The organism is Streptomyces sp. NPDC026515, from assembly GCF_055567595.1.
On the sequence record NZ_JBVHQD010000006.1, the window covers coordinates 99369 to 112030 of the forward strand.

At 70.1% G+C, this 12662-nt stretch carries 9 protein-coding genes and 1 tRNA gene; 2 read left to right on the forward strand and 8 right to left on the reverse strand.

What is annotated here, in order from left to right:
* Positions 1-221: 221 nt before the first annotated feature.
* Both ACZ4O3_RS13595 and ACZ4O3_RS13600 read right to left on the reverse strand, forming a co-directional pair.
* On the reverse strand, positions 222-1220 hold the full coding sequence (locus ACZ4O3_RS13595; RefSeq protein ID WP_467722230.1) for a LuxR family transcriptional regulator: 999 nt from the start codon (positions 1218-1220) through the stop codon (positions 222-224).
* A gap of 477 nt (positions 1221-1697) precedes the next feature.
* Positions 1698-1780: transfer RNA gene (locus ACZ4O3_RS13600), tRNA-Leu, on the reverse strand.
* A gap of 425 nt (positions 1781-2205) precedes the next feature.
* On the opposite strand from ACZ4O3_RS13600, the gene ACZ4O3_RS13605 reads away from it, so the two are divergent.
* Positions 2206-3024, forward strand: coding sequence for an ABC transporter ATP-binding protein (locus tag ACZ4O3_RS13605; RefSeq protein WP_467722434.1), 819 nt, complete (start codon positions 2206-2208; stop codon positions 3022-3024).
* Positions 3024-5552, forward strand: coding sequence for an ABC transporter permease (locus ACZ4O3_RS13610; protein WP_467722231.1), 2529 nt, complete (start codon positions 3024-3026; stop codon positions 5550-5552). Before ACZ4O3_RS13605 ends, ACZ4O3_RS13610 begins: the two co-directional genes overlap by 1 nt.
* 62 nt (positions 5553-5614) lie before the next feature.
* Here the strand turns inward: ACZ4O3_RS13610 and ACZ4O3_RS13615 are convergent, their stop codons facing one another.
* From ACZ4O3_RS13615 to eno, 6 genes are all read right to left on the reverse strand, one after another.
* Complete coding sequence (locus ACZ4O3_RS13615) at positions 5615-6904, reverse strand: cyclopropane-fatty-acyl-phospholipid synthase family protein (RefSeq protein WP_362727631.1); 1290 nt, start codon at positions 6902-6904, stop codon at positions 5615-5617.
* Between the two features lie 215 nt (positions 6905-7119).
* Positions 7120-8499: an NAD(P)/FAD-dependent oxidoreductase gene (locus tag ACZ4O3_RS13620; RefSeq protein ID WP_351489219.1), complete on the reverse strand. Its 1380-nt coding sequence runs from the start codon at positions 8497-8499 to the stop codon at positions 7120-7122.
* Between the two features lie 464 nt (positions 8500-8963).
* Complete coding sequence (locus ACZ4O3_RS13625) at positions 8964-9959, reverse strand: Ppx/GppA phosphatase family protein (RefSeq protein ID WP_362727633.1); 996 nt, start codon at positions 9957-9959, stop codon at positions 8964-8966.
* A complete protein-coding gene (locus ACZ4O3_RS13630) occupies positions 9956-10486 on the reverse strand; it encodes a DUF501 domain-containing protein (protein WP_385001008.1) in 531 nt (176 codons plus the stop codon). Before ACZ4O3_RS13630 ends, ACZ4O3_RS13625 begins: the two co-directional genes overlap by 4 nt.
* A gap of 29 nt (positions 10487-10515) precedes the next feature.
* Positions 10516-10992 (reverse strand): FtsB family cell division protein, encoded by a 477-nt coding sequence (locus ACZ4O3_RS13635; protein ID WP_467722232.1) that lies wholly within the window; start codon positions 10990-10992, stop codon positions 10516-10518.
* A 106-nt stretch (positions 10993-11098) separates the two neighbouring features.
* Entirely contained in the window at positions 11099-12385 is a 1287-nt protein-coding gene (gene eno, locus ACZ4O3_RS13640; RefSeq protein WP_351320945.1) for a phosphopyruvate hydratase, read from the reverse strand.
* Between the last annotated feature and the right edge of the window lie 277 nt (positions 12386-12662).

The window sequence follows — 12662 nt, forward strand, 5'->3', positions numbered from 1 at the left end:
CGTAGTCAGCCACCCTTCTGCCTCGGTGTAAAGAAGAGGTCATGTCCCTTGGGTGCCATTGTCCTCACCTGGACAGACGGCAGTTCCGCGCTCCGCAATTCCCCGGTTTGTTACGGACATGTTGACGACAATTGATGTACCGTCAATTACCTTCCCGGACACCCGTATTGACCGAGGCCCAACGCCCTGACCTGCGGCTCCGGCGGGACTGACCGTCCGCCTCAGACCCAGTTCCGGCGAGCCGCCGCCACCCCTGCACCGAAGCGGCTGGTCGCCCCCAATTCCGCGTAGAGGTCCTGAATACGCCGCCGTAGGGTCCGCGAGGAGATCCCGAACTGCCGGGCGATCGCCTCGTCCTTGACCCCGGCCGCGAACAGCGCGAGGAGATTGCGTTCCTCGTCGGTGGGTTTGCGGCACTCCACCGCGGGATCGGCCGCGGAGGGCCGCGGTTCGCCCGGGCCGGAGGTGCCGGCCAGGGGGGAGGCGGCCGCCCAGTACCGCTCGAAGAGTTCCACGAGCGCTTCCAGAAGCGGGGGCGACTCGGTGTAGAGGCACTCGGTGTTCCCGGGATCCAGGCTCAGCGAGACCATCGCCGCCGCACGGTCGGCCATGGCTAGCTTGATCGGCAGCGTCGGGATGATCCTGGCCTCCTCGCCCCGTGACACCAGGCTGCCCAGCTCCTGCCACTCGCCGTCCGCGGCGAAACTGGCCGCGGCGTAGACGGCGCGCACCCGCACCCCGCGGCCCACCGCCGCCTCGTCGATCGGCCCGTTCGGGACCAGCAGGAAAGGGGGGCGGTCCAGGCAGCAGATCTCGGTGCGCGCGGCCTGCTTCAGCCGGTAGTAACGGTCACCGACCGTCTCCGGCCCGCTGATCACCAGCGTTCCGTGGCTGCCGGACCCGGCCCGCTTCGCGGTGTCGAAAATCGCGCCGAGCGACCCTGCCGTCTCGCGTACGGAGGCCAGTTGCCGTTCGCGCGACTCCACCAGCACCCGCAGCGCGTGCCGGGGATCGACGGTCAGGAACTCCCCGGAGGTACGGCGGCTGACCAGCCCGAAGCCGTGCAGCCGCTCCAGCAGCGCCAGCCCCTCCGGGTACGTCATCCCGAACTCGGCGGCCACGTCGTCGACCGTCCCCGCGCCGCGCGCCAGCAAGTGGCGATAGGCCCTCTCGGCCTCGGGGTCCACCCCCACCAGGTCCAACGGCGCAGTGTCTTCCATCAGAACCTCCCAGTCGCCTGCCACCGCCCCCGGTTGTCACGAACCTAACAAGCCAACGCGGCGGACGTAGGCTGATTTTCGCCCCTCTTTCCGGGGTCGGGTCACCGCGCGGAGGGCGCGCTCCGGCGAGCACGGACGGCGGGTCCCGTGTCGCGTCCCTTCACGGCCGAAGACCGGGCGCCTCGGCCCGAACCACCGCGGGCCCCGAAGCACCCGGACGCCGCCGACGAATCCGCGGGGGCCGGCCCTCGCCCCTCCCGTGGAACCGTTCCGCCCGTGCGGCCCGCGCACGGGAGCCGCCCGGCCGTCACACGACGCCGCAGCCGGCGGTGATCTCGTCCCGGCCGTTCTTCAACGCCGTCACGTCCGCGCCATGACGGCAAGCCGGGGAGGGCGGGCACCAGCGGTGCACCGACGAGAGGCGAGTGACACGGCCATTCGGCCGTTTCGCCAGGTAAGCTACAGAACAGGTTGAAGTGCCCGGAACCGGACTTGAACCGGTACGCCCGCGAGGGGCAGCGAGGTTTAAGCTCGCCGTGTCTGCATTCCACCATCCGGGCAGGCCATGGGCTCCGCAACGAGATTCCGAGCCTATCGGGAGGCGTCCCCCGAACAGCGGGCGGGCGACCCGATGTTGTCTTATTTTATTGACGTCTGAGGGTGCATCAGCCACCGGAACGGGCCATCCGCACTTGCCAATAGCGTTACGCGGGGTGGGTGCGCGCGTACGGGGAATGACGGAATTTCACCGTACGAACAAGGGGGCTCCACCTGTTCTCGACGGGCCGGCCTAGGGGTCCGCCGTCATCCCCAGGTATGACTCGGCGCCCTCCGGTCCCCCCGTGGTCGCCCCCCGGAACCGGAACTGCGGCTGACTACACGGGCCGCCGCGGCCGGGACGATGGTCCTGTCCCCATGAACCCCGTCGTCCCGTCAGGAGCGCCCTTCCGTGTCCACCACACCCTCCCCCAAACTTCTTCCGGGGGTGCCCCCAGCCGACCGGCGGACCACCTCGGTGGCCGCTCGCGCCACGGAGCTGTCCAAGATCTACGGGCAGGGTGAGACGCAGGTCGTCGCCCTGGACCGGGTCACCGTCGAGTTCCGGCAGGCCGAGTTCACCGCGATCATGGGGCCGTCCGGTTCCGGCAAGTCCACCCTGATGCACTGCGTCGCGGGCCTGGACACCTTCTCCTCCGGGTCCGTGCGGATCGGAGACACCGAACTCGGCTCCCTGAAGGACAAGCAGCTCACCAAGTTGCGCCGGGACAAGATCGGGTTCATCTTCCAGGCGTTCAACCTGCTGCCGACGCTGACCGCACTGGAGAACATCACCCTTCCGATGGACATCGCAGGGCGGAAACCGGACAGGCAGTGGGTCGACGGCGTCATCCAGATGGTCGGCCTGAAGGACCGGCTGAGCCACCGGCCCGCGCAGCTCTCCGGCGGCCAGCAGCAGCGCGTGGCCGTGGCCCGCGCCCTCGCCTCCCGGCCGGAGATCATCTTCGGTGACGAGCCGACCGGAAACCTGGACTCCCGCTCCGGTGCCGAAGTGCTGGGCTTCCTGCGCAACTCGGTACGGGAGCTGGGCCAGACCGTCGTCATGGTCACCCACGACCCGGTGGCCGCCGCCTACGCGGACCGCGTCGTCTTCCTCGCCGACGGCCGGATCGTCGACGAGATGTACCGCCCGACGGCGGACGGTGTCCTCGACTTCATGCGCCACCTTCCCGGGGGCGGCGGCACCAGCGGCTCCGCCGCGCGGCCCCAGGCCCCCGAGTTCGACGCGAAGGGCCGGACCAGCTGATGTTCCGCACCGCCCTGCGCAACGTCCTCGCTCACAAGGCCCGGCTGCTGATGACCGTGCTCGCCGTGATGCTCGGCGTGGCCTTCGTCTCCGGCACCCTGGTCTTCACCAACACCATCTCCGACGCGTACCAGAACAGCTCCGCCAAGGGCTTCGACGGCGTCGACGTGGCCGTTCAGGCCAAGTACCAGGACTCCAAGGGCGATCAGGTCGGCAAGACCCCCGACCTCACCCAGGCCCTGCTCGACAGGGCCGCGAAGGTCCCCGGGGCCGCCTCCGCGATCGGCGTCGTCTCCGGTTTCACCGCGATCGCCGACAAGGACGGCAAGCTGATCGGCGGCGGCTGGCAGTCCGAGGGCGGCAACTACTGGGGCACCGAGGACACCCGCTACCCGCTGGCCGGCGGCCACGCGCCGAGCGGCGCGAACGAGGTGCTGATCGACTCCAGGACCGCCGAGCGGGCCGGCTACGAGGTCGGCGACACCGTGCGCATCTCGGTGAACGGCCCGGTCCTGACGCCCACCGTCGCCGGCATCTTCACCACCGACGACGGCAACGTCGCGGCCGGCGGCAGCCTCGCCCTGTTCGACACGGCGACCGCGCAGCACCTGTTCGGCAAGAAGGGCGCGTACGACGAGATCGACGTGACCGCGAAGTCCGGCACCGGCCAGGGAGCCCTCAAGGCCCAGCTGGACCGGGCGCTGCCGAAGAAGCTCGTGGAGACCACCACCGGGCAGGAACTCGCCGACGACCAGGCCGAGGCCATCTCCAGCAGCATGAGCGGCCTGCGCCAGGGTCTGCTGGTCTTCGCCGGCATCGCGCTGTTCGTCGGCACCTTCATCATCGCCAACACCTTCACCATGCTGGTCGCCCAGCGCACCAAGGAGCTGGCGCTGCTGCGCGCGGTGGGCGCCTCCCGCCGCCAGGTCACCCGCTCGGTGCTGATCGAGGCGTTCGTGGTGGGTGCGGTGGCCGGGGTCGCCGGCCTGGTCGCGGGCATCGGCATCGGCGCCGGGCTGCGCGCGCTGATGGGCACGTTCGGCGCGACCGTCCCGGAGGGCCCGCTGGTCGTCAGCCCCGGCACGGTGGCCGCCGCCCTCGCCGTCGGCGTCGTCATCACCATGCTGGCCGCCTGGCTGCCCGGCCGCCGGGCCGCGAAGATCCCGCCGGTGGCCGCGATGAGCGCCCTGCACGCCACCCCGACCACCAAGTCGCTGGTGCTGCGCAACACGGTCGGCGCCCTGTTCTCGGCGGCGGGCGTGGCGGTCATCCTGGCGGCGACGACGATGAGCGGCAGCGACGGCCAGGCCCCGATGGGTCTCGGCGCGGTCCTGCTCATCATCGGCGTCTTCGTCCTGACCCCGCTCCTGTCCCGGCCGCTGATCGCGGCCGCCGCCCCGCTGCTGCGCGGGTTCGGCGTCTCCGGCAAGCTCGCCCGGCAGAACTCGGTGCGCAACCCGCGCCGTACCGCCGCGACCGCCTCGGCGCTGATGATCGGCCTGACCCTGATCACCGGCATGACGGTGGTGGCGGGCAGCCTGCAGAAGTCCATCGACAAGATGGCGAGCTCGGCGATCCGCGCGGACTACATCGTCTCGATGGCCAACGGCAACGCGCTCTCCCCCGACGTGGCGAAGAAGGTCGCGGCCGCCGACGGCGTGACCGCCTCCAGCCCGCTGCGCAACGCGATCTCCCGGATCGACGGCAGGACCGAGTTCCTGACCGGCGTCAACGGCACGGAGATCGGCCGGCTGACCGACCTCACGGTGGACAGCGGGTCCTTCAGGGTCGCCGGCCCGGACGTGGTCGTGGACGACGACACCGCCAAGTCGTACGGCTGGAAGGCGGGGTCCGGCTTCACCGTCCACTACGAGGACGGCAAGGCGCAGCGGATGACGGTCGCCGGGGTCTACGAGGGCAACGAGGTGATCCGCGGGATCATGCTCGACAACGCCACCCTCACCCCGCACGTGACCGACCCCGCCGACATGCAGGTCATGGTCAAGACGGCGGACGGCGCGTCGTCCGCGGCCAAGGACGGGCTGGAGAAGGTCCTCGGCTCGAACCCGGCGATCAAGGTCCAGGACAAGCAGGACCTGTCCGACTCCATCGCCAAGGCGTTCACGCTGATCCTGAACATGGTCTACGGCCTGCTCGCGATGGCGGTGATCGTCGCGGTCCTCGGTGTCATCAACACCCTGGCCATGTCGGTCTTCGAACGGCAGCAGGAGATCGGCATGCTCCGTGCGATCGGCCTGGACCGCAAGGCGGTCAAGCGGATGGTCCGTCTGGAGTCGCTGGTCATCTCGCTCTTCGGCGGGGTGCTGGGTCTCGGCCTGGGCGTGTTCTTCGGCTGGGCGGCCGGGCAGCTGGTCGGCGCGAGGATGCCGACCTACGAACTGGTCCTGCCCTGGTCCAGGATGGCGCTCTTCCTGGTGCTGGCCGGCGTGGTCGGCGTGCTGGCGGCCCTGTGGCCGGCCCGGCGGGCGGCCCGGCTGAACATGCTCGCGGCGATCAAGTCCGAGTAGCCGCGGACGCCGCGAAGGGGCCCCGCACCACGCGTGCGGGGCCCCTTCGCCGTCCGGCGGCCCTACCGGTTCCAGGTACGGCTGCGCAGCGGCAGTCCCGACGCACCCGACTCGGGGGTCCTGACCGCCAGCACCTGGTTGACGCCGATCCGGTTGCGCTCGAAGGCGAGCGCGGAGGCGGCCATGTACAGCCGCCACACACGGGCCCGCCCGGGGCTGGTGAGCCGTACCGCCCGTGCCCAGTCGGCCTCCAGGTTGACCACCCAGCGGCGCAGGGTGCGGGCGTAGTGCTCGCGGATCGACTCCACGTCCCGCACCTCGAACCCGGCCAGTTCCAGCTGGGTGACGGTGGTGCCGATCGGGGCGAGTTCCCCGTCCGGGAAGACGTAGGCGTCGATGAACCGGTCCACGTGGTAGGCCGTCTCGTCGCGCTGCGGGCGCCGCGCGATCTGGTGGTTGAGCAGCCGTCCGCCGGGCTTCAGCAGGGCGTACAGACTGCGCGCGTACTCCAGGTACTTCTCCGCGCCCACGTGCTCGGCCATCCCGATCGACGAGATGGCGTCGTACGGGCCGTCCCTGACGTCCCGGTAGTCCTGGACCCTGATCTCCACCCGGTCCGTCAGACCCTCGTCAGCGACCCGTTTACGGGCGTACGCGGCCTGTTCCTGGGAGAGGGTGACCCCGACGACGCTCACGCCGTGCTCGCGGGCGGCGTGGATCGCCATCGAGCCCCAGCCGCAGCCGACGTCGAGCAGCCGCTGACCGGGTCTCAGACCGAGCTTGCCGCAGACGAGTTCCAGCTTGTCGCGCTGGGCGGTCTCCAGGGTGCCGTCCTGCTCCCAGTAGGCGCAGGAGTAGACCATCGAGGGCCCGAGGACGATCTCGTAGAAGTCGTTGCCGACGTCGTAGTGGTGGCTGATGGCCTGCTTGTCACTGCGGCGGGTGTGCAGATGGCCGCGTCTGCGCACCTCCTCGCGGGGCGGGGCCGGCGGGAGCGGCGGTCCGGCGAGCCTGAGCAGCTCCCGGGCGGCGGCCCGCACCTCGGGGTCGCGCAGGGCCTGGGCGAGGGTACGGCTGTCCTCCCCGCGCTCCCAGATCAGTCCGGACATCACCGCGAGGGCGCTGTACAGATCGCCCTCGATGTCCAGATCGCCGGCGACCCAGGCCCGGGCCAGGCCCAGTTCCCCCGGCTTGAACAGCATGTAACGCAGGGCACGGCGGTTGCGGATCACGATCGCCGGGGCGTCCGGCGGTCCGGCCTGCGATCCGTCCCAGGCCCGCAGCCGTACCGGGAGCGGAACTCCCAGCACCTGCTCGGCAACACTCCTCAGCCGCGACGCGGCGTCGGCCATGGCGTACACCTCCAAGACGACGATCCCGGATGCCGGTTACCACGTAAACACCGTGAGGGCAGCATCGCAGTCCCGCGAAGGAGTTACGACTGGGCAAAAGAAGCTGTAGCGGCCATGCAGTTGCGGGCGGCCCGGGAATGCCGAAGGACCTCCCGCACCACGGATGGCGGGAGGTCCTTCGGGTGGTTCTCGGCAGACCGTCGGGCAGGCTCGGGCTAGGAGGCCTTGGCCTTCTCCTCGGTCTTCGGGGCCGCGACCGGGGCCGGCTTGGCCGCCTCGTAGAACTCCTCGCGGGGGTTCTCCATGGCGCCCAGGGACACGACCTCGCGCTTGAGGAACATGCCCAGCGTCCAGTCCGCGAAGATGCGGATCTTGCGGTTCCAGGTCGGCATCGCCAGACCGTGGTAGCCACGGTGCATGTACCAGGCCAGACGGCCCTTGACCTTGATCTTCGTCTTGCCCAGGACGATCATCGCGACGCCCTTGTGCAGACCCAGACCGGCGACCGCGCCCTTGTTGGCGTGGCTGTACTCCTTCTGCGGGAAGCCCCGCATGCCGGAGACCACGTTGTCGCCGAGGACCTTGGCCTGACGGAGCGCGTGCTGCGCGTTCGGCGGGCACCAGGCGTTCTCGACACCGGCCTTGCGGGCGGCGACGTCCGGTACCTGGGCGTTGTCGCCCGCGGCCCAGATGTAGTCGGTGCCCTGCACCTGGAGGGTGGGAGCGGTGTCCACGTGGCCGCGCGGGCCGAGCGGCAGGCCGAAGCGGGCGAGCGCCGGGTTCGGCTTGACGCCGGCGGTCCACACGATCGTGTTGGAGTCGACCTCCAGGCCGTTCTTCAGCACGACGTGGCCGTCCACGCAGGAGTCCATCGAGGTGGAGAGGTAGATCTCCACACCGCGGCTCTCCAGGTGCTCCTTGCCGTACAGGCCGAGCTTGGGGCCGACCTCGGGGAGGATCTTGTCGGCGGCGTCGACGAGGACGAAGCGCATGTCCTCACGGGACACGTTCTTGTAGTACTTCGCCGCGTCGCGGGCCATGTCCTCGACCTCGCCGATGGTCTCCGCGCCCGCGAAGCCGCCGCCGATGAAGACGAAGGTGAGCGCCTTGCGGCGGATCTCCTCGTCGGTCGTGGAGTCGGCCTTGTCCAGCTGCTCCAGGACGTGGTTGCGCAGGCCGATGGACTCCTCGATGCCCTTCATGCCGATGCCCTGTTCGGCGAGGCCGGGGATCGGGAAGGTGCGGGAGACCGCGCCGAGTGCGATGACCAGGTAGTCGAAGGGCAGCTCGTACGCCTCGCCCACGAGGGGGGCGATCGTGGCGACCTTGCGGTCCTGGTCGATGGTGGTGACCCGGCCGGTGAGGACCTCCGCCTTCGGAAGCACGCGTCGCAGCGGGACGACGACATGCCGAGGAGAGATGCTGCCGGCGGCGGCTTCGGGGAGGAAGGGCTGGTAGGTCATGTACGACCGGGGGTCGACGACCGTGACGGTCGCCTCGCCGTAGCGCATCTTCTTGAGGATGCGCCGAGCTGCGTACAGGCCTACGTACCCACCGCCTACTACGAGGATCCTGGGACGCTCCGTGGTGCTCATGGCATCGAGTATCCACCCGCCTCAGGGGGGCCGCTCGTGCGCCCCTTCACAAGGTTCTCCAGGGGTCGTGCTACACTCCGCCGCCCACGTGACGCAGGTCATGGCCGCCAGCGGGAACCGACTTCCGATACGACCCGTTGTCAATGCCGTGTGAGCTGCTCCTCCGGGCCTCCGGGGGCACCCCGGAGACACCGGATGTCACCCGCACGAACACCTCCGGAAACACCCTCGAAACGCTCTCCTGAGCACGCGCCCGGGGCCGTTGAGCCCCCGAACGGGCCAATGGGGACCCCCGGACCCCCCACCTGCACCGAATTCCTTGTGAAGAACTTCACGAAGTTTTCCGCGGGGGTGTCGTGGCACGGCGTGTCACGCGCCGTCCGGGGCGCTCACCCGCCACCCCGCACGCTCATCCGAGGAGGTCGGAAGGGTCGGCGAGGTGACGGGAAGCCCGCTCGGACGGGTCAGGCGATGGACCAGGCGATGCCGTCCAGGATGTCGTGCTCGCTCACCACGACCTCCGCCGCGCCCACCCGCTCCATGATCGACAGGAGTACGAGGGCGCCGGCGCCGATGACGTCGACACGTCCGGGGTGCATGGACGGGACGGCGGCCCGCTCGGCGTGGGTGGAGCCCAGCAGCCGCTCGGTGATCTCCCGGACCCGGGCGTAGGGGATGCGGGAGTGGTGAATGGCGGCGGAGTCGTACTCCGGCAGGTCCTGGTGGATGGCGGAGAGGGTGGTGACCGAACCGGCCAGGCCGACCAGGGTGCGCGCCTCGCGCAGCGGCACGGTCCGCTCCGCGAGGTCGAGGGCGTGCTCGATGTCCGCCCGCATGGCGGCGATCTCCGCCTCGCTCGGCGGGTCGCTGACCTGTCCCCCGTGCACCAGGTGCCGCTCGGTCATCCGGACGCAGCCGACGTCCACGGACCGCGCGGCCCGCACCCGCTCGGACCCCACGACGAACTCGGTGGAGCCGCCGCCGATGTCCACGACGAGGAACGGCTTGGCGAGGTCGCCCATCCGTCGCCCACCACCACCCTCGGTCGAAGGGCGCTCCGCGCCACCTTGGTTTTGCCCCGTCAGCTCCTTCGTCGCGCCCGTGAAGGAGAACTCGGCCTCCTGGTCGCCGGTGATGACCTCCGGCTCGACGCCGAGGATGTCCAGCACGCCGCGTACGAACTCGGCCCGGTTCTCGGCGTCCCGGGAGGCGGAGGTCGCCACGAACCGCAGCCGCTGCGCCCCGTGCTCCTTGATGACGGCCGCGTACTCCCGGCAGGCTGCGAAGGTCCGCTCCAGCGCCTCCGGCGCGAGCCGTCCGGTCCGGTCGACCCCCTGCCCGAGCCGCACGATCACCATCCGCCGGTCCAGGTCGACGAGTTCACCGGTCTCGGGGTCGGCGTCGGCGACGAGCAGCCGGATGGAGTTGGTACCGCAGTCGACGGCGGCGACACGGGTCACTGGTCGTCCTCCTTGGCCGGCGTCACGCACGTACCCTTGGCCCACCACTGGGGCAGCATGGCGATCGCCTCGTCGCCCAGCGGGTTCACGCCGGGCCCCGCGGCCAGCGAGTGCGCCACCAGCACATGGAGGCACTTCACCCGGTCCGGCATCCCGCCGGCGCTCGGAAACCCCGTCAGTTCCTCGATCTCGTCCCGGCGCCGGATGTAGTCCTCGTGCGCGGCGCGGTACGCCGACGCCAGTTCCGGATCGCTCTCCAGACGCGCCGTCATCTCCTTCATCACGCCGTTGGCCTCCAGGGTGCCGATGGCGGAGGCGGCCTTGGGGCACGTCAGGTAGTACAGCGTCGGGAACGGCGTGCCGTCCGGCAGCCGCGGCGCGGTCTCCACGACGTCCGGCTGCCCGCACGGGCACCGGTGCGCGATCGCCCGCAGCCCGCGCGGCGGCCGCCCGAGCTGCTGCTTGAAGGCCTCGACGTCGGCGTCGGTCGGCTCGGTGCGCGGAGTGGAGGGCGGGGGCGTTTGCATGACTGTGTTCTGCGTGGCTTTCTGTCGGTTCACTGGTCGGACGCGTCGGACTTGTCGACGCCGTCCCAGACGTTCGCGTACCAGGGCCGGTCGGCCGCTCCGAGGTAGGCGTGCGCCTGCTTGGCGGCAGCGGGGTCGATCACGATGTAGCCCGTCTCGCCCGGCATCACGTAGTGCAGCCGCTGCCGGATCTGCTGCTCGGCGTAGGAGTCGTCCTGCCACCGGGCCTTGACGTCCCGCAGCTGCTCGACCCGCTGCCGGGCCTGCCTCTGCTGACGTTGCAGGTCGGCGATCTCGGCACGCTGGGAGACGTACTGCCGCATCGGGTACGCGAGCGCGACGACCATCGTGCACAGCACGATCGCGAGCAGCGCGGCACGGCTGGTGAGCCGGGAGCGGCGGGCCTGCCGCTTGGTCTGGGAGCGGTAGACCCGGGCCGCCGTCTGCTCGCCGAGCAGCTTCAGCCTGGTCGCGGTGGAGAACCGGTCCCGGTCCTTCGCGGCCATGTCCCCGCCTCCCTGATACGTGCGTACGTCCCCGGACACGGTACGGGACCGGGTACGGGGACGTACGTACGACTGGCTAAGCCTTACCCTCTACGGGCCCTACGGCTCAGCCCTTGAAGCGCGGGAAGGCGCTGCGGCCGGCGTACACCGCGGCGTCGTCGAGGATCTCCTCGATGCGCAGCAGCTGGTTGTACTTGGCGACGCGCTCGGAGCGGGCCGGGGCGCCGGTCTTGATCTGGCCGCAGTTGGTGGCGACGGCGAGGTCGGCGATGGTGACGTCCTCGGTCTCGCCGGAGCGGTGGGACATCATGCACTTGAAGCCGTTGCGCTGGGCCAGCTCGACGGCGTCCAGGGTCTCGGTGAGCGAACCGATCTGGTTCACCTTGACCAGCAGGGCGTTGGCGGCGCCGTCCTCGATGCCGCGGGCCAGGCGCTCCGGGTTGGTGACGAACAGGTCGTCGCCGACGATCTGGACCTTGTCACCGAGCTTGTCGGTGAGGACCTTCCAGCCGGCCCAGTCGTCCTCGAACAGCGGGTCCTCGATGGAGACCAGCGGGTAGGAGGCGACGAGCTCCTCGTAGTACTCGGTCATCTCGGCGGCCGAGCGGGACTTGCCCTCGAACTCGTACTTGCCGTCCTTGTAGAACTCGGACGCGGCGACGTCGAGCGCGAGCGCGATCTGCTCACCGGGGACGTAACCGGCCTGCTTGATCGCCTCCAGGATGAGGTCGAGCGCGGCGCGGTTGGACTCCAGGTTCGGGGCGAAGCCGCCCTCGTCGCCGAGGCCGGTGGACAGGCCCTTGTTCTTCAGGACCTTCTTCAGGGTGTGGTAGACCTCGGCACCCCAGCGCAGCGCCTCGGAGAAGGACTCCGCGCCGATCGGGGCGATCATGAACTCCTGGATGTCGACGTTGGAGTCCGCGTGCGAGCCGCCGTTGAGGATGTTCATCATCGGCACCGGCAGCAGGTGCGCGTTCGGGCCGCCCAGGTAGCGGAACAGCGGCAGGTCGCTGGCCTCGGAGGCGGCGTGCGCGACGGCGAGGGAGACGCCGAGGATGGCGTTGGCGCCGAGCGAGCCCTTGTTGTCGGTGGCGTCCAGGTCGAACATGGCCTGGTCGATCAGGCGCTGCTCGGTGGCGTCGTAGCCGACCAGCTCCGGGCCGATCTGCTCGATCACGGCGAGGACGGCCTTCTCGACGCCCTTGCCGAGGTAGCGGTTGGGGTCGCCGTCACGGAGCTCGATGGCCTCGAAGGCGCCGGTGGAGGCGCCGGAGGGAACGGCGGCACGACCCGTGCTGCCGTCGTCGAGGCCGACCTCGACCTCGACCGTGGGGTTGCCTCGGGAGTCCAGGATTTCCCGGGCTACGACGACGTCGATGGACGGCACGAGCATCTCCTTCTTGGGATGTGACGCTGGTTGTGCGGGCGCACGCGGGCCTGGTCGGCCCTTGCTCAGCCTTGCGACTAGAGCCTAACCGTCCCGGGCCCGTGAGCCAGCCGACCGACCGGCCCGTGGACACACAGACGGTACTCATTGTTCATGCACGGAACAAAGGGGGGTCCGATGAAGAACGGAAGAAGAGCGGGTCAAGGAGAGGACCGCCGCACGAGGACAAAGACAAACCCCGCTCCGGTGCGTACGGGGGAAGACGCACCGGAGCGGGGAGCCG

Coding starts and splice junctions, on each gene's coding strand:
- ACZ4O3_RS13615 (WP_362727631.1), bottom strand. CDS start 6,904: ATGGCCGACGCCGCGTCGCGGCTGAGGAGTGTTGCCGAGCAGGTGCTG.
- ACZ4O3_RS13620 (WP_351489219.1), bottom strand. CDS start 8,499: ATGAGCACCACGGAGCGTCCCAGGATCCTCGTAGTAGGCGGTGGGTAC.
- eno (WP_351320945.1), bottom strand. CDS start 12,385: ATGCTCGTGCCGTCCATCGACGTCGTCGTAGCCCGGGAAATCCTGGAC.
- ACZ4O3_RS13610 (WP_467722231.1), top strand. CDS start 3,024: ATGTTCCGCACCGCCCTGCGCAACGTCCTCGCTCACAAGGCCCGGCTG.
- ACZ4O3_RS13630 (WP_385001008.1), bottom strand. CDS start 10,486: ATGCAAACGCCCCCGCCCTCCACTCCGCGCACCGAGCCGACCGACGCC.
- ACZ4O3_RS13635 (WP_467722232.1), bottom strand. CDS start 10,992: ATGGCCGCGAAGGACCGGGACCGGTTCTCCACCGCGACCAGGCTGAAG.
- ACZ4O3_RS13595 (WP_467722230.1), bottom strand. CDS start 1,220: ATGGAAGACACTGCGCCGTTGGACCTGGTGGGGGTGGACCCCGAGGCC.